Source organism: Burkholderia sp. YIM B11467 (assembly GCF_052952715.1).
On the sequence record NZ_JBQVSQ010000010.1, the window covers coordinates 37,411 to 52,853 of the forward strand.

General features: G+C 67.5%; 17 protein-coding genes and 1 tRNA gene. 9 read left to right on the forward strand and 9 right to left on the reverse strand.

Annotation, left to right across the window (positions count from 1 at the left end):
• The first annotated feature begins 35 nt into the window (after positions 1–35).
• From ACTRWB_RS28965 to ACTRWB_RS28980, 4 genes are all read left to right on the forward strand, one after another.
• Positions 36–1,037 (forward strand): LysR family transcriptional regulator, encoded by a 1,002-nt coding sequence (locus tag ACTRWB_RS28965; RefSeq protein ID WP_446903869.1) that lies wholly within the window; start codon positions 36–38, stop codon positions 1,035–1,037.
• Between the two features lie 199 nt (positions 1,038–1,236).
• On the forward strand, positions 1,237–2,577 hold the full coding sequence (locus ACTRWB_RS28970) for an MFS transporter (protein WP_419685869.1): 1,341 nt from the start codon (positions 1,237–1,239) through the stop codon (positions 2,575–2,577).
• Between the two features lie 62 nt (positions 2,578–2,639).
• On the forward strand, positions 2,640–4,037 hold the full coding sequence (locus tag ACTRWB_RS28975) for an enolase C-terminal domain-like protein (RefSeq protein WP_446903870.1): 1,398 nt from the start codon (positions 2,640–2,642) through the stop codon (positions 4,035–4,037).
• A gap of 124 nt (positions 4,038–4,161) precedes the next feature.
• Entirely contained in the window at positions 4,162–4,473 is a 312-nt protein-coding gene (locus tag ACTRWB_RS28980) for a hypothetical protein (protein WP_446903871.1), read from the forward strand.
• Between the two features lie 114 nt (positions 4,474–4,587).
• Here the strand turns inward: ACTRWB_RS28980 and ACTRWB_RS28985 are convergent.
• The 5 genes from ACTRWB_RS28985 to ACTRWB_RS29005 form a co-directional block, all read right to left on the reverse strand.
• Positions 4,588–4,663: transfer RNA gene (locus tag ACTRWB_RS28985), tRNA-Ala, on the reverse strand.
• Between the two features lie 66 nt (positions 4,664–4,729).
• On the reverse strand, positions 4,730–5,077 hold the full coding sequence (locus tag ACTRWB_RS28990) for a c-type cytochrome (protein ID WP_446903872.1): 348 nt from the start codon (positions 5,075–5,077) through the stop codon (positions 4,730–4,732).
• A gap of 11 nt (positions 5,078–5,088) precedes the next feature.
• Positions 5,089–5,889 carry a BON domain-containing protein gene (locus ACTRWB_RS28995; protein ID WP_446903873.1) on the reverse strand — a complete coding sequence of 267 codons (801 nt, stop codon included), beginning with the start codon at positions 5,887–5,889 and terminating at the stop codon, positions 5,089–5,091.
• 17 nt (positions 5,890–5,906) lie between these two features.
• On the reverse strand, positions 5,907–6,491 hold the full coding sequence (locus tag ACTRWB_RS29000) for an SIS domain-containing protein (RefSeq protein WP_048248145.1): 585 nt from the start codon (positions 6,489–6,491) through the stop codon (positions 5,907–5,909).
• Positions 6,492–6,617: 126 nt separating this feature from the next.
• On the reverse strand, positions 6,618–7,046 hold the full coding sequence (locus ACTRWB_RS29005; protein WP_419687352.1) for a YraN family protein: 429 nt from the start codon (positions 7,044–7,046) through the stop codon (positions 6,618–6,620).
• A gap of 46 nt (positions 7,047–7,092) precedes the next feature.
• Here ACTRWB_RS29005 and rsmI point away from each other — a divergent pair, with 46 nt between their 5' ends.
• Complete coding sequence (gene rsmI, locus ACTRWB_RS29010) at positions 7,093–7,971, forward strand: 16S rRNA (cytidine(1402)-2'-O)-methyltransferase (RefSeq protein ID WP_446903874.1); 879 nt, start codon at positions 7,093–7,095, stop codon at positions 7,969–7,971.
• Positions 7,972–8,049: 78 nt separating this feature from the next.
• On the opposite strand, the gene ACTRWB_RS29015 is transcribed toward rsmI, so the two are convergent.
• Positions 8,050–8,661: a septal ring lytic transglycosylase RlpA family protein gene (locus ACTRWB_RS29015; RefSeq protein WP_193097454.1), complete on the reverse strand. Its 612-nt coding sequence runs from the start codon at positions 8,659–8,661 to the stop codon at positions 8,050–8,052.
• Between the two features lie 656 nt (positions 8,662–9,317).
• Between ACTRWB_RS29015 and ACTRWB_RS29020 the strand changes: the two genes are divergently transcribed.
• From ACTRWB_RS29020 to ACTRWB_RS29030, 3 genes are all read left to right on the forward strand, one after another.
• Complete coding sequence (locus ACTRWB_RS29020; protein WP_048248141.1) at positions 9,318–9,962, forward strand: MBL fold metallo-hydrolase; 645 nt, start codon at positions 9,318–9,320, stop codon at positions 9,960–9,962.
• Positions 9,959–10,618 (forward strand): exonuclease, encoded by a 660-nt coding sequence (locus tag ACTRWB_RS29025; protein ID WP_446903875.1) that lies wholly within the window; start codon positions 9,959–9,961, stop codon positions 10,616–10,618. Before ACTRWB_RS29020 ends, ACTRWB_RS29025 begins: the two co-directional genes overlap by 4 nt.
• A gap of 79 nt (positions 10,619–10,697) precedes the next feature.
• Positions 10,698–11,168 carry an Lrp/AsnC family transcriptional regulator gene (locus tag ACTRWB_RS29030; protein ID WP_006477376.1) on the forward strand — a complete coding sequence of 157 codons (471 nt, stop codon included), beginning with the start codon at positions 10,698–10,700 and terminating at the stop codon, positions 11,166–11,168.
• Positions 11,169–11,219: 51 nt separating this feature from the next.
• Here ACTRWB_RS29030 and ACTRWB_RS29035 read toward each other — a convergent pair whose 3' ends face one another.
• The 3 genes from ACTRWB_RS29035 to ACTRWB_RS29045 all read right to left on the reverse strand — a co-directional run bounded on the left by ACTRWB_RS29035 (position 11,220) and on the right by ACTRWB_RS29045 (position 13,927).
• Complete coding sequence (locus ACTRWB_RS29035) at positions 11,220–12,377, reverse strand: cation diffusion facilitator family transporter (protein WP_446903876.1); 1,158 nt, start codon at positions 12,375–12,377, stop codon at positions 11,220–11,222.
• Positions 12,378–12,619: 242 nt separating this feature from the next.
• Positions 12,620–12,913 carry an H-NS histone family protein gene (locus tag ACTRWB_RS29040; RefSeq protein ID WP_039324408.1) on the reverse strand — a complete coding sequence of 98 codons (294 nt, stop codon included), beginning with the start codon at positions 12,911–12,913 and terminating at the stop codon, positions 12,620–12,622.
• Positions 12,914–13,267: 354 nt separating this feature from the next.
• Positions 13,268–13,927 carry a HugZ family pyridoxamine 5'-phosphate oxidase gene (locus tag ACTRWB_RS29045; RefSeq protein WP_446903877.1) on the reverse strand — a complete coding sequence of 220 codons (660 nt, stop codon included), beginning with the start codon at positions 13,925–13,927 and terminating at the stop codon, positions 13,268–13,270.
• Positions 13,928–14,148: 221 nt separating this feature from the next.
• On the opposite strand from ACTRWB_RS29045, the gene ACTRWB_RS29050 reads away from it, so the two are divergent.
• Positions 14,149–15,366 carry an MFS transporter gene (locus ACTRWB_RS29050; protein ID WP_129513465.1) on the forward strand — a complete coding sequence of 406 codons (1,218 nt, stop codon included), beginning with the start codon at positions 14,149–14,151 and terminating at the stop codon, positions 15,364–15,366.
• The last annotated feature ends 77 nt before the right edge of the window (positions 15,367–15,443 follow it).

Below are 15,443 nucleotides of genomic sequence, written 5' to 3' on the forward strand. Positions count from 1 at the left end.
TATTCCGCGGAAGTTGAACGAGCGACCATGCTCCCATGGCGAACGATGGCGCAGTAGCCGCTAGAATTGAAACCCGTCGTTTCTCCTTGTGGACGCTGACAGTGAATCTGAACGATCTCTACTTGTTCGTGCAGGCGGTCGACGCAGGCAGCATGTCGGCGGCCGCGCGCCGGCTCGACCTGCCGAAATCGACGGTCAGCAAGCGCGTTGCCGAGCTCGAGCGCACGCTCGGCGCGCGGCTCGTGCATCGCACGTCGCGCAGCTTCCGGCTGACACCGGTGGGCACTGAATTCTTCGAGCATGCGCGCGCGGCCGTGATCGAGGCCGAGAGCGCGCGCGACGCGGTGCTGCGGCAGGCCGCCGAACCGGCGGGCGTCGTGCGGATCACGAGCTCGGTACCGGTTGCGCAGCACATCCTCGCGCCCTGCCTGCCGGCGCTGGCCATCGCACACCCGAAGCTGCTGCTGCAGATTCATGCGAGCGACCGCCTGGTCGACATCGCGCAGGAAGGCTTCGACATCGCGGTGCGCAGCCATTTCGCCCCGCTGCCCGATTCCGCGCTCGTGCAGCGGCCGCTCGCGACGTCGCCGATCATCGTCGTTGCGTCGCCGGACTATCTCGCGCGCACCGGCGCACCGCACGAGCCGGCCGACCTCGCACGGCACGACGGACTCCATCCGAGCCAGCAGCCGTGGCGTCTGCAACGTGGCGGCGACACCGTCGACGTGACGCCGCGCATCCGCCTGCAGGCCGACGAATCGACGCTGCTGCTGCAGGCCGCGACGGCCGGCCTCGGCCTGGCCTGCCTGCCCGACTGGATCGCAAGCGACGCGCTGGCGTCCGGCGCGCTCGTGCGCGTGCTGCCCGGCTGGCAGGCCGGCACCGTCACGACGACGCTGCTGATGCCGCACCGGCGCGGCCAACTGCCCGGCGTACGCGCGGCCGTCGAGTTTCTCGTGCGGCACGTGGCGCGTCATCATGGCGACGGTGGTGGCGACGCGGGCGACACGCGCGCCCCGGGCGATCGACCGACTTGATGATTCAAATGCTGAATCGATCAAGTCAGCAATTGGCATGAAAGCGCAAATATCGACATGACAGAATGATCCGGACGCCCTGCCTGTCGGCATCGGCGTCTGGCGCCCGGCCTCCGGCCGACGGCACCCGATACGAAAACGCGCGCACCCGACGCGCCTGCCGCACGACGGCACCTTCCGCCATTCGGAGGAGACAGTCATGAATCCGCTTCACGCGCTGCCGGCATCCGCGTCGGCAACGGCCCGGCGCACGCGCGTGCGCTGGCTCGTGCTGGCCGTCCTGTTCGCGGTCACGACGATCAACTACGCGGATCGCGCGGCGATCGCGATCGCGGGCCCGAGCCTCGCCCGCGCGCTGCACCTGAGCCACGTGCAGATCGGTTTCATCTTCTCCGCGTTCGGCTGGTCGTACGTGGTCGCGCAACTGCCGGGCGGCTGGCTGCTCGACCGCTACGGGTCGCGCATCGTCTATGCGTTCAGCATCTTCTTCTGGTCGTTGTTCACGCTGCTGCAGGGCTCGATCGGCTTCTTCGGCGGCGCGGCCGCGTTCGCACTGCTGTTCGGGCTGCGCTTCCTGGTCGGCGCGGCCGAAGCGCCTTCGTTTCCGGCCAACAGCCGGATCGTGTCCGCGTGGTTCCCGGCCGCCGAACGCGGCACCGCGTCGGCGATCTTCAACGCCGCGCAATACGCGGCGACCGTCGTGTTCGCGCCGCTGATGGGCTGGCTCGTGCACGCGTTCGGCTGGCAGTCGGTGTTCGCGGTGATGGGCGTGCTCGGCTTCGCGTTCGTCCTGGTGTGGAATCGCACCATGTACGACCCGAAGGACCACCCGAGCATCAACCGCGCGGAACTCGACTACCTCGCCGAAGGCGGCGCGCTCGTCAACATCGACCAGGCGACAGGCGCGCGCGGCGGCGGCCCGTCGATGCGTCACGTGAAGGCGCTGCTGAAGAGCCGGATGCTGATCGGTGTGTACGTCGCGCAGTACTGCATCAACGCGCTCACCTATTTCTTCATCACGTGGTTTCCCGTCTATCTCGTGCAGGCGCGCGGGATGTCGATCCTCAACGCGGGGCTCGTCGCGTCGATCCCGGCCGTGTGCGGGTTCCTCGGCGGGATTCTCGGCGGCGTCGTGTCCGACGCGCTGCTCAAGCAGGGCCGGTCGCTGTCGGTCGCGCGCAAGGTGCCGATCGTGATCGGCATGCTGCTGTCGATGTCGATGATCGTCTGCAACTACACCGATTCGCACGTGCTCGTCGTGCTGTTCATGGCGCTGTCGTTCTTCGGCAAGGGGCTCGGCGCGCTCGGCTGGGCCGTCAACGCCGACACCGCGCCGCGCCAGATCGCGGGGCTGAGCGGCGCGCTGCTCAACACGTGCGGCAACCTGTCGAGCATCACGACGCCGATCGCGATCGGCTACATCGTCGACCGCAGCGGCTCGTTCAACGGCGCGCTCGTCTACGTCGTCGCGCACGCGCTCGTCGCCGTGATCTGCTACCTGTTCGTCGTCGGCGAGATCCGCCGCGTCGAGCTTCATTGAACGGCGCGGGCCGCGCCGGCGCGTCCGGCGGCCCGCGCGCCACCGGAACCAGGAGCGAACCGATGTCCGAATCCCGCCGTGCCGGCACCCCGCGCGTCACGCGCATGCAGGTGATTCCCGTCGCCGGCCGCGACAGCATGCTGCTCAACCTGTGCGGCGCGCACGCGCCTTATTTCACGCGCAACCTCGTGATCCTCGACGACAGCAGCGGCCACACGGGCGTCGGCGAAGTACCGGGCGGCGAAGGCATCCGCCACGCGCTCGAGCGCATGACGGATCTCGTGGTCGGCCAGTCGATCGGCCGCTACCAGGCGACGCTGAACGCGGTGCGCGCGGCGCTGTCCGGCGCGGGCGCGGGTGCGGGCCGCACGATCCGGCACGAAGTGACGTCGGCCGGCGAGGCCGCCGTGCTGCGCCAGCCGCACGAGATCAACCTGCGGCTCGACAACGTGATCACCGCGATCGAGGCCGCGCTGCTCGACCTGCTCGGCCAGCATCTCGACGTACCGGTCGCGGCGCTGCTCGGCGAAGGCCAGCAGCGCGACGCGGTGCCGATGCTCGCGTACCTGTTCTACCTGGGCGACCGGCGCCGCACCGACCTGCCGTATCGCGACGAAACGCATGCGGCGGATCCGTGGTTCCGGCTGCGCAACGAAGCGGCGTTGACGCCGGCCGCGATCGCACAGCAGGCCGAAGCCGCGGTCGAGCGCTACGGCTTCGCCGACTTCAAGCTGAAGGGCGGCGTGATGGCCGGCGCCGACGAGATGGAAGCGATCGCGGCGATCAAGGCGCGCTTTCCCGACGCGCGCGCGACGCTCGACCCGAACGGCGCGTGGTCGCTCGACGAGGCCGTCGCGCTGTGCCGCGGGCAAGGTCACCTGCTCGCCTATGCGGAAGACCCGTGCGGACCGGAAGGCGGCTATTCGGGCCGCGAGGTGATGGCCGAATTCCGCCGCGCGACGGGCATTCCGACCGCGACCAACATGATCGCGACCGACTGGCGGCAGATGGATCACGCGGTGCGGCTGCAGGCGGTCGACATCCCGCTCGCCGATCCGCATTTCTGGACGATGCAGGGCTCGGTACGGCTCGCGCAGCTGTGCCGCGACTGGGGGCTCACGTGGGGTTCGCACTCGAACAACCACTTCGACGTGTCGCTCGCGATGTTCACGCATGCGGCGGCGGCGGCGCCCGGCACGATCACCGCGATCGACACGCACTGGATCTGGCAGGAAGGCGACGCGCGGCTCACGCGCGAGCCGCTCGCGATCGTCGGCGGCAAGGTGGCCGTGCCGGAGCGGCCGGGGCTCGGGATCGAACTCGACATGGCGCAGGTCGAGGCCGCGCATGTGCTGTATCAGAAGGTTGGCGGCACGGCGCGCGACGATGCGGTTGCGATGCGCTATCTCGTGCCCGGGTGGACGTACGATCCGAAACGGCCGAGTTTCGGGCGCGGGTGACGGGCTGGCGGGTGGCGGGCGGTGGTTGCCAAACCCCGAAAACGCCCGCATCCTGCCGGCTGCCTGAACCTGCCCGTGCGGCGACCGGTTCGGTACCCCGTCCACCCGGAAAGTAACGCTTGTCATGACGTCTCCCGACCCGACTCCGCGGCAGATCATCGTCTTCGTCCTGTATTCGGTGCTGTGCCTGCCCGCGAGCATGACCGTCGCCGGCTATGTCGCGACCTGGATGACGCGGAACGTGTCGAACTTCGAAGGCGGCGCGGGTTATGCGGCGCTCTGGTGGATGATCCTGCTGACCTGCGCGTTCTGCGTGCTGTCGGTCGTCGTCTTCGCGCTGCTGCGGAAGCGGACGGCGATTCTGGCGGCCATCACCGTGGGGTTCGCCGCGTTGTCGGTGCCGACGTTCCGGCTGGTGCACGAACTGCTGACCTAGTCGCCGCCAGCCATCGCGCCACGTCGAAAGCCATGCCCCGGCGTTGCCAGGGGTCGCTGGAAAGGCGGAAAACAAAAAGGGCCCGGTCTTGCGACCGAGCCCTTCGAATTCCGTTGGTGGAGCGGAGGAGGATCGAACTCCCGACCTTCGCATTGCGAACGCGACGCTCTCCCAGCTGAGCTACCGCCCCAACAGTCGACCATCATACACACGCATTTCCGCGCTTGGCAATAGGGGTTACGTCACCCCGAACGCATCACTTTGACGGCGCGCCAGCCAGCACCCATTCGACCACCGAACGGACGTCGGCGTCGCTCATGCGCGGATGCGCGGGCATCGGAATCGCACCCCAAACGCCGGAGCCGCCTTCCTTCACCTTCTTCGACAACTTCGGCACGGCCTGCGGATCGGACTTGTAGCGGACAGCGATATCCTTGAACGACGGGCCGACGAGCTTGCGGTCGACCGCGTGGCAGCCCATGCATGCGTTGCTGCGCGCCACCTTCAGGCCATCGCCGACGTCCGCGTGCGCGGCGCCCAGCGTGCCGGCCACGAGCGCCGCAGCCGCGGCGCCCTGCGCCACCCACTGTTTCATCTGCTTCATCTGCGCGATCTTCATTGCGACGGGGCCTTCGGGTTGCCCGGGTGCACGTTCGACGAATTCGAGATCGGCGCGGGCGGCTGCAGCGGCGTGGACTGCACCGACGCGTCGGGCACCGCGCCGACCGTCGCGGCATCCGCCGGCGCGGCGGCAGCCTGCGCGCCGGACGCGCCGCTCACGGGCGACGCGGCCTGCAGCGCCTGCGCGTCCTGCGGCTTGATGTACTGGAACACCTTCACGACCTTCTCGACGCCCGGCACCTGGCTCGTCGCTTCCGCGCCGCGGTTGCCCTCGTCGACCGTCACGAGGCCCATCAGATACAGGTTGCCGCGCTCGCTGACGATCTTGTAGTTGTTCGCCGACAAGCCCTTCGTCGCGATCAGCTCGGACTTCACGCGCCCTTCGAGATACGAGTCGTTCGCGCGCGACGACAGCGACGACGCCGGCTCGACCGACAGTTCGTTGATGATGCCGTTCACGTTGTTGATCGCGCGCACGATTTCCTCGGCGCGCTGTTTCGATGCATCGTTCGGCACTTCGCCCGTCAGCAGCACGCGACGGTTGAACACCGTCACGTTCACGTGCGACTGGTCCGGCAGCCCGCTGTTGATCTGCGACAGCGCCTTGACCTGGATCTCGCGATCTTCCGTCTGCGCGCCGAGCGTACGACGATCGGTCGCGATCAGCGCGCCGCCACCGGCCGCTGCACCCAAGACTCCGAGCACGCAACCCTGCAGCGACACGGCGAGGCCCGCCGTCAGCGCGACGAGCAGCGTGGTTCTGACGAGCGTCTGTTTGACGCGGCTTTGATTCATCGACGGCTCTCCTTCGTTCAATCCTCACCCAGCAGCATCGCGTCGATGCCGTCGCACAGGCAGTGGATAGTCAGCAGATGGACTTCGTGGATGCGTGCCGCGCGAACGGCGGGCACGCTGATCGGAATATCGGTGTCGGACAGCGCCGCCGCGACCGCGTGGCCGTTGCCGCCCGTCAGCGCGACGACGGTCATCTCGCGCTCGTGCGCCTCGTCGATCGCCGCCAGCACGCGCGGCGATGCGCCGCCCGGATCGAGCACCAGCAGGATGTCGCCCGTCTGGCCGAGCACGCGCACTTGCTGCGCGAACAGTTGTTCCGCTGCCGCCGTGCCCACGAGGCCGGCTTGCGATGCGTCGGTGGCCAGCGCGATCGCGGGCAGGCCCGGGCGCTCGCGCTCGAAGCCGCCGACGAGCGACACGGCGAGGTAGTGCGCGGCGGCGGCCGACGGGCCGTCACCGCAGGCGACGATCTTGTTGCCGTTCGCCAGCGCGGCGAACATCGCGTCGACCGCGGCTGCGATCGGCAGCGACAGCGCGTCGGCCGCTTCGGCATGAAGCGCGACGCTGTCGCGGAAATGTTGCTGAATACGTTCGACTGACATCGATTCCTGGTGAACTGGGCGCGTGGCTCGCATCACGCGACATCATGGGTGCGGCGAGTTTACCGTACTCCGACACCCTCTCCGGGGGTCCGGCAAGAACTCTTTACATCTCGTCACAGCTCGCGGCTACGCATCGTCGGTACGAAATGCGTCGCGCAGCCACGCGAGCCGCCCGGCCTCGAACGCGACGACGTCGAAACGGCACGCGGCCCCGGCGCCGTGGCGCGCCCAGAACTGGAGCGCCGCCGCGACCAGACGCCGCCGCTTGCGCCAGCCGACGCTCGCGGCCGCGCCGCCATGCCGGACGCTGCGCCGCGCGCGCACTTCGACGAACACGAGCATGCCGTCGGGCTCGCGCATCACGAGATCGAGCTCGCCGCCGCGCATCGTCACGTTCGCCGCGACGAACCCGAGGCCGCGGCGCTCAAGAAACTGGCGCGCGCGCAGCTCGAACGCCGCGCCGACCGGTTTGGATCCCGCCGCGCCGGAAAAGTTGTCGCCCGCACGCGGCAAACCGCGCCCGTCGCCCGGCCGGGCCGGCGCCGCGTGGCACAATGCCGTCCTTGTTCCGCCTGCGCCGCGATTGCGCGCATTGCCCGCCATGACTGCCCTCCTCGAACTCGCGCATACGCAGCACTACCCGAGCGCCGCGCTCTATGTGGTCGCCACGCCGATCGGCAATACCGCCGACATCACGTTGCGCGCGCTGCACGTGCTCGGCCTCGTCGACCGCATCGCGGCCGAAGACACCCGCAACACAGGCCAGCTGCTCGCCCGCTACGGGATCTCGAAACCGCTCGTCGCCGTGCACGAGCACAACGAACGCGAAGCCGCGCAGCGCGTGGTCGACCTGCTGCGCGCCGGCGAACGCGTGGCCTACGTATCGGACGCCGGCACGCCCGGCATTTCGGACCCCGGCGCGCGGCTCGTCGACGTGGTGCGCGACGCCGGCTTCGCGGTGATCCCGCTGCCCGGCGCAAGCGCGGCCGTGACCGCGCTCAGCGTGGCCGGCGGCTGGGCCGGCGCGTTCACGTTCGCAGGCTTCCTGCCGCCGAAGACCAAGCAGCGCGCGACCGCGCTGCAGGCGCTGGTGTCGCACCCGTACGCGCTGGTGTTCTACGAAGCGCCGCACCGGATCGCCGAAACCGTCGCCGCACTCGCCGACGCGTTCGGCCCCGCGCGCCGGCTGCTGATCGCGCGCGAGCTCACCAAGCTACACGAGCAGCTGTTCCAGGGCACCCTGGCCGAAGGACAGACCTGGCTCGCCGGCGATGCGAACCGGCAGCGCGGCGAGTTCGTGCTGGTCGTCGAAGGCGCACCGGCAACGAGCGGCGAAGCCGACGACACCGCGCACGACGCGCTGCTCAGGCTGCTGCTGGAAGAAGTGCCGGTGAAGAGCGCGGCCAAGCTCGCGGCCGCGCTGACGGGCGCGTCGCGCAACACGCTGTATGCGCGTGCGCTCGCGCTGAAGGAAGGCTGACGCGCGACGGCGCCGCGCAGAAACGACAAAGGGCTGCCGGAAGGCAGCCCTTTGTGCAAAAGCGGACGATCCGCCGCGTTACTTCGCCGACAGCGACGCGACCATTTCGTCGCGCGCCTCGCGCGCTTCCTGCGGCGACAGCCCTTCGATCTTCACGCGGCCCGTGCCGGCATGCACGAGGCCGATCACCTTGGCGGCCGCATACGACAGGTCGAGCACACGGCCGCGCTTGAACGGCCCGCGATCGTTGACCTTCACCACGACCCACTTGCCGGTCGACGCGTTCGTCACCTTGATATACGACGACAGCGGCAGCGTGCGGTGCGCGGCGGTGAGCGCGTTCATGTTGAAACGCTCGCCGTTCGCGGTGCGGCGGCCGTGGAAGTCCCGCCCGTACCAGGAGGCGCGACCCGTCTGACGGAAGTCGGACACATCCTTGCCATCGATCGGCTCGGCGTCCGCCAGCGACGGTTTCTTCGCGTCCTTGCTGTCGGCAGCCGGCATCGATGCCAGCGCGGAATCGAAATTCAGTTGCTGCTTGTCGTTGTCCGCCTTCGCGGCAGCGGCCGTCTTGTCGACCGCGTTCTTCTGGTTCGCGCTTCCGGTGGTCTGGCTGGGTGGCACCGCACAGCCCGTCAACGCAAAAAATAATGCAATGGTCCCGAATCGGCTCGGAATTCGTACGTTCATCGACGTGTCGCCTTCTGGTTCGGGCCGGTGCTTGACGACGCTGCTTCACAACGCAGACACGCGGCCCGGACGGCAAATGCGTGCACGCCCCGCTCGCAATGCGAGCAGGCGGCTAGCATGGGCGCGGCTCATCTCTATGCCGCAACCGTCCTGATTAGCTTTCACGTCTGGCGCAACCTGTCCCCAACAGCCTGACCAGACCCCACATGCCGCCATCGAACATGACTTCACGTTCGCGCGCGTCGAAACGACCAACGCACAGGAACGGCGGCACAGGCCTCATCCGGCGGCGCGGCAGCAGGGCCGCAGGCGGGCGCGCAGCACCCGGCCGGACAAGACGTGAGCACCGAATATTCGGTGCTGGATACACCGCCGGACTCCCCGGCGGCTGATGCTTGACGGTGTTTCCGGCACCCCAATTAACGGGGCCGAAACACCAGCGAATTGCGTGAAATTCACGCGCAATGGAGCGCATTATACATAAACCAAAAGGCTGTCTCGAAAAGCACCCCCTCCACACCATTGATTCTCTCTATGGTTGTAACAATCGGGATGCTCCGGGAATCCCCTCGGCCGCGTGTCGCGCCGTGCGCCGCGCGGGCGGCAGGCAGCGCGCGCGACCGGTACAATCGCTCCTTTTAGCCGCCGGTGTCTCCATGAAAGTCACGCTCATTCCGGTCACGCCGTTCCAGCAGAACTGCTCGCTGCTCGTCTGCGAGAAGACCGGCCGCGCCGCCGTCGTCGATCCGGGCGGCGATCTCGACCGGATCGAACAGGAAGTCGCGCGGCAGAACGTGCAGGTCGAGAAGGTGCTGCTCACGCACGGGCACATCGATCACTGCGCGGGCGCGAAGACGCTCGCGACGCACTACGGCGTACCGATCGAGGGGCCGCAGGAAGAAGAGCGCTTCTGGATCGAGAAACTGCCGATGCAGAGCGAGCGCTTCGGCTTTCCGGCCGCCGAAACCTTCGAGCCGGACCACTGGCTGAACGATGGCGACACCGTGCAGTTCGGCGACGAGACGCTCGAGGTCTATCACTGCCCGGGCCACACGCCCGGCCATGTCGTGTTCTTCAGCCGCGCGCATCGCGTCGCGATCGTCGGCGACGTGCTGTTCGCCGGCTCGATCGGCCGTACCGATTTCCCGCGCGGCAATCACGCGGATCTCGTCCGTTCGATCAAGGAGAAGCTGTGGCCGCTCGGCGACGACGTCACGTTCGTGCCGGGCCACGGCCCCGTCTCGACATTCGGCGACGAGCGCCGCACGAACCCGTTCGTGTCCGACAAGGTGTTCGGATGAACCAGACCGCCATCCCGGAAATCTACGTCAGCACCGACGTCGAGGCCGACGGCCCGATTCCCGGTCCGCACTCGATGCTGAGCTTCGCATCGGCCGCCTACACCGAGGACAAGCAGCTGATCGCGACGTTCTCGGCGAACCTCGAGACGCTGCCCGGCGCGCAGGCGCATCCGGTGCAGGAAGCATGGTGGAAGACCGAGCCCGAAGCTTGGGCCGCCTGCCGGCGCGACCTGCAGGCGCCCGAGGCGGCGCTGGTCGCGTACGTCGACTGGGTCGAGGCGCTGCCCGGCAAGCCGGTGTTCGTCGCGATGCCGGCCGGCTTCGATTTCACGTTCATGTTCTGGTACATGATGCGCTTCGCGGGACGCTGCCCGTTCTCGTGGTCGGCGCTCGACATCAAGACGCTCGCGTTCGCGATCACGGGCCTGCCGTACCGCAAGGCGATCAAGCCGCGCTTTCCGAAGCACTGGTTCGACGACCATCCGCACACGCACGTCGCGCTCGACGACGCGATCGAGCAAGGCGCGCTGTTCTGCAACATGCTCGCCGACCTGCGCCGGCAGCAGGCCGCGCTCGCGGGCCTCGCCGTGTCGGACACCGATCGGTCGGAAGACGCGGGGGCGGGACAAATCCCCACGGATCCGCGGGCAAATTAGCGAATCTCGCTCAACAGCGCCGCATCAGATTGCCTTTCCTTTCCCGGCCCTCTAACATTCAGCATGTTGTAGCTGCCGCATGGAGGCGCAGGTGACGCTCGATTCCTTTTCGCAAAAAATCCTTCGCCTGTTGCAGCTCGACGCGCGCCGTTCCGTACAGGAAATCTCCGACCAGGTCGGTCTGTCGAGCACGCCATGCTGGCGGCGCATCAAGGACATGGAACAGTCGGGCGTGATCCAGCGCTACACGGCGCTGCTCGATCGCGAGAAGCTCGGCCTGCACGTCTGCGCGCTTGCGCACGTGCACCTGACCCGCCACAACGAAGGCGGCGTCGAGCAGTTCGAGCGCGAGATCGCGACCTGCCCGGAAGTCACCGAGTGCTACAGCACGACTGGCGAAGCCGATTACATCCTCAAGATCGTCGCGCCGGACATCAAGGCCTACGACGTGTTCCTGCACGAGCGCATCTTCAAGATTCCGGCCGTGTCGCAGGTGCGCACGAGCGTCGTGCTGCGCGAAATCAAGTTCGATACGCAACTGCCGCTGTAACACGCGGGCGCGGCCGGCTCCCAGTCGCGGTGACCGTTATCGGCGGCCCTGTTACGCCTGCACGGGCATCGCGCGCGTGAAGCCGATCCGGCGCGCGCCGAACTCGAGCTCCAGCGCGGCGACGTCGAGCCGGCTGCCCAGCGCCGCATCGGTGTCGCGCGGATCGCTGGCGAGCGTCACGTCGATCTCGAGCCCCGTACTCAGGTAATGCAGGTTGATCGCCGCCGCGCGCAGCCCGCGCTGCGCGAGCGCGGCCTCGAGCCGTGCCGCGATCTCGCCGCGCGGCGGCAGCGCGAGCGCCGGACGGCGCGCCGCGTCGTTCTCCGGGTCGACATGGATCAGCGCGTCGAGCACACGCTGGTCGGACAGCACGCGCGCACGCGCGGTCTCGGCGATGTAATGCCCTTCGGAGACGGAGATCTTCGGATCGACGAGGATGTGCGCGTCGACGAGCGCGGCATCGCCCATCTTGCGCGTGCGCAGGTCGTGCACGTCGCGCACACCGGGCGTCGCCGCGAGCAGCGCGCGGATCTCGGCCGTGTCGGCCGTATCGAGCGCGCGGTCGGACAGGTCCTGCAACGCGTCATAACCGAACGTCCAGCCCATGCGCGCGACCATGAAGCCGACGATCGCGGCCGCGATCGGGTCGAGCAGCCGCACGCCGGCCAGGCTGCCGACGATGCCGATCGCGACGACGAGCGACGACGCGGCATCCGAACGCGCGTGCCATGCGTTCGCGACGAGCATCGCCGAACGCACGCGCCGCGCCTCGCGCAGCATGTAGCGAAACAGCGCTTCTTTAGACACGAGCACCGTCAGCGCAACGATCAGCGCGGAAAAATGCACGGCCGGAATGTTTTCGAGATTAACGAGCCGGTCGCCGGCCCGCCAGAGCATGCCGATCCCGACCGCAATCAGGATCGCGCCGAGAAACAGCGACGCGACCGTCTCGTAGCGGCTGTGTCCATAATTGTGGTCGGCATCGGGCGATGCACCGCTATGCCGATTCGCAACCAGCACGACAAAATCCGAGATCAAATCGGATATCGAATGCACACCGTCGGCAATCAATGCCTGCGAATGCGCAATCGTGCCGACGACGATCTGAAATGTCGCAAGCACGACATTCAGAACAATACTGACGAGTGTGCTCTTGCGCGCAACCGCGTGCTTATCTGCGCTCTGAGCGTCGCCGGAAAACGTGGACATGAAATATGAGATATCGGTGTGCGATGCGCAATTCTATCAAAGGCGCGTCGCGAGCCCGTCCAATACCCACAATTTCCTCATTTAAATCAACTGCTTATGCGAACGTGTCGCATTTCCATTCACGTGCGATTCTTACATTTTTATGACAATACACGGGCGCCTGCCGACACCCGGAAACAAAAAAGCCGCGCTCCTGAACGGACACGCGGCTCTTTTGAAGAACAGACGACTTAAACAAACGTTTAAATCGCAAACTGTTCGCGGTTCTTGCCTGCAATCCAGCGCGGCGGCTTGCCGCGGCCCGACCACGTCGCGCCCGTTTCCGGATCGCGATATTTCGCGGCCACGCCTGCGCGCGGACGGCCGACCTTACCTGCCTTCGCGCGGCTGAGACCGAGATCGGCGAGCGAAAAGCCATAGTCGGCAATTTTCTGCTTCACGTCATTCAGCACTTCAGCGTATTCACGCGACTTCGCTTCTTCGATTTGCTTCTCCAGCTTCTCCCGCTGGGCCAGCAGGTCCTTGTAAGAAGACATAGTTTCCCTTTCTATCTGACCAATGGCGCCGGTCTGCAGCCAGCTCACCATTCATGAAATATATGTGCCTCGGATTTTCGAAGGCAGAGATTAGCACAAAAAAGATTTGATAGAAGCGGTATTCATGAAAATCCCGAGGCCAATTGAATTTCGCACATGTCATTTTGACCGGCCGCGGCCATTTCTCAAATTTTTACGTCTCTCCACAGAGATTAGGACATTAGCGATTGTCTATTCGGTCTATCAACATACGCAATTACCCTGCATTCGAAAAATCAAAGCTTTCATAGGACGACAGCTTTGCAAAAATCGGACGGCACGTTTTGCTAAACGGACAAATCGGCACCCGCGACGTCACGCCACATCCCGAGCGCACGCGATCAGCCGGTCGCGCAGCGCGCCGGTATCGGCCGACGGCGCGTCGAATGGCGTGCGCACGCGGCGGCCGTCGCATCGCCAGTCGGCGCCATAGCGATCGACGCCAAGCAATTCGAGCCCGTCGCGGCGCGCATCGCCGGCATCGTATGCGTTCCACAGCGCCTGCTCCTCGTCGAAAGCGAGCGGCGGCAGCGCGTCGAGAAGGGTGCCGTCGACCCAGCCCATGAGCCCGAAGCCGCCGATATAGCGCAGCCGCTCGATGTCGAGCGCCCAGAACGTGAAATCGCCGAGCGCAAGATAGCGGCCCGCGTCCGGCTCGTAGCGCCGGTAGCGCGCGCTCACATGCGGATCGTCGCCGAGCGGCACGAACCGGCCGAGCAGCGTCGCGCGCTCGGCATTCAGCACGTCGCCGCCGGGTGCGTCGACGACGAGGAAGCCCGCGCGCGGATCGGCGGCGAGATTGCGCGTGTGCTCGGCAAGGCCGCTCACGAGGATCACGGGCCGATGGCTTGCATCGGGTGCAAACGGGACGACGGTCGGATACGGGAAGCCCTGCGGATCGCGCGCATGGGTGGCGAGCGTGCCGAGCGCGCAGCGGTGCAGCAGGTGCAGGGCGAAGGCGGGATCGATGTTCAAGAGGACTCCTGCGGTCGAAGGACGGCGGGCCGGGCGCGCCGCGTGTGCTTCGATGTTACCCGCGGGCGCTGCGTGTCGCGCATCGGTCGAACGGCCGATGCGGCTCGCCCCCGGCCATCGGCCGAACGGACATCGCCCGGCAGGATCGTAAGCGGTTCGATAGAATCGGACGAATCCGACGGACGCCGCGTGCGTCCGCGCATTTTTTGACGAGCCTCCCCGTGTCCGAATCCGCTTCCCCCGAATCGTCGTCCCCGTTCGCCGCGCCGCCCGACGCGCATCGCGTGCTGTCGCTCCCGGCACGCCAGCGCGCGCGCACCGCGTCGATGGCGCTGTTCTTCGTCGCCGGCATGATGTACGCGTCATGGGGCGTGCACGTGCCGACCGTGCGCGACAAGTTCGCGCTGAGCCCCGGACTACTGTCGATCGCGCTGTTCGCGGTCGCCGGCGGCTCGATCGCCGCGATGCTGACCATCGCGCGCTGGATCACGCGCGTCGGCTCGCGCACCGCGTGCCTCGCGGGCGGGCTTGTGATGTCCGCGTGCGCGGCGCTGATCCTCGTCGTGCCCGACTACTGGATGCTGCTCGCCGTGCTCGCGCTGTTCGGCTTCTCGATGGCGACGCTCGACGTCGCGATGAACGCCGAGGCCAGCGCGGTCGAGATCGCGCTCGGCAAGCCGATCATGTCGTCGCTGCACGGCATGTTCAGCATCGGCGGGATGTCGGGCGCGGCGGCCGGCGGCGCGCTGCTGTCGGCCGGCATGGCGCCGGCCGTGCATCTCGCGCTCGCGGCGGCGGCGAGCGCGACGGTGCTCGTGGTCGCGAGCCCGGCCGTGCTGCCGCATGTGCCGCATCACGAACACGCGCACGGTGGCGGCAACCGCTGGCGCTCGCCCGCGTTGTGGATGCTCGGCGGTATCGCGCTCGTCGCGCTGATCGCCGAAGGCGCGATGTACGACTGGGCGACGGTCTACATGCGCGACGTCGTCGCGGCAAGCCCCGCGCTCGCGAGCGCCGCGTACGCGGCGTTCTCGGGCGGGATGGCCATCGCGCGCTTCGCGGGCGACGCCGTACGCGCCCGCTTCGGCGCGCCGCAGCTCGTGTTCGCGAGCGCGTCGCTCGCGTGCGCCGGGATGATCGGCGCGCTGCTGCTGCCGTATCCGGCCGCGGTGCTGACCGGCTTCACGCTGATGGGCCTCGGCCTCGCGAACATGATGCCCGTGCTGTTCGCGGCCGCCGCGCGCGTGAAGGGCATCCACGCGGCCGAAGGGCTCGCGCATGTGGCGGGGCTCGCGTATTTCGGACTGCTGTTCGGTCCGGTCGTGATCGGCGCGGTCGCGCAAGCCGCGAACCTGACCATCGGCCTGTCGGTCGTCGCGCTGTGCGCGGCGCTCGTCGCGGCCGTCGCGCCGAAGGTGCTCGCGCACCTGAAGATCTGACGGCACGGCGCACGCCGGCCAAAAAGAAAGCGCGCATGCGTTGCCGCATGCGCGCTTTCACCCCTACTGTTGACCGC

Coding starts and splice junctions, on each gene's coding strand:
- ACTRWB_RS28965 (WP_446903869.1), top strand. CDS start 36: ATGGCGAACGATGGCGCAGTAGCCGCTAGAATTGAAACCCGTCGTTTC.
- ACTRWB_RS28970 (WP_419685869.1), top strand. CDS start 1,237: ATGAATCCGCTTCACGCGCTGCCGGCATCCGCGTCGGCAACGGCCCGG.
- ACTRWB_RS28975 (WP_446903870.1), top strand. CDS start 2,640: ATGTCCGAATCCCGCCGTGCCGGCACCCCGCGCGTCACGCGCATGCAG.
- ACTRWB_RS28980 (WP_446903871.1), top strand. CDS start 4,162: ATGACGTCTCCCGACCCGACTCCGCGGCAGATCATCGTCTTCGTCCTG.
- ACTRWB_RS28990 (WP_446903872.1), bottom strand. CDS start 5,077: ATGAAGCAGATGAAACAGTGGGTGGCGCAGGGCGCCGCGGCTGCGGCG.
- ACTRWB_RS28995 (WP_446903873.1), bottom strand. CDS start 5,889: ATGAATCAAAGCCGCGTCAAACAGACGCTCGTCAGAACCACGCTGCTC.
- ACTRWB_RS29000 (WP_048248145.1), bottom strand. CDS start 6,491: ATGTCAGTCGAACGTATTCAGCAACATTTCCGCGACAGCGTCGCGCTT.
- rsmI (WP_446903874.1), top strand. CDS start 7,093: ATGACTGCCCTCCTCGAACTCGCGCATACGCAGCACTACCCGAGCGCC.
- ACTRWB_RS29015 (WP_193097454.1), bottom strand. CDS start 8,661: ATGAACGTACGAATTCCGAGCCGATTCGGGACCATTGCATTATTTTTT.
- ACTRWB_RS29020 (WP_048248141.1), top strand. CDS start 9,318: ATGAAAGTCACGCTCATTCCGGTCACGCCGTTCCAGCAGAACTGCTCG.
- ACTRWB_RS29025 (WP_446903875.1), top strand. CDS start 9,959: ATGAACCAGACCGCCATCCCGGAAATCTACGTCAGCACCGACGTCGAG.
- ACTRWB_RS29030 (WP_006477376.1), top strand. CDS start 10,698: ATGGAGGCGCAGGTGACGCTCGATTCCTTTTCGCAAAAAATCCTTCGC.
- ACTRWB_RS29035 (WP_446903876.1), bottom strand. CDS start 12,377: ATGTCCACGTTTTCCGGCGACGCTCAGAGCGCAGATAAGCACGCGGTT.
- ACTRWB_RS29040 (WP_039324408.1), bottom strand. CDS start 12,913: ATGTCTTCTTACAAGGACCTGCTGGCCCAGCGGGAGAAGCTGGAGAAG.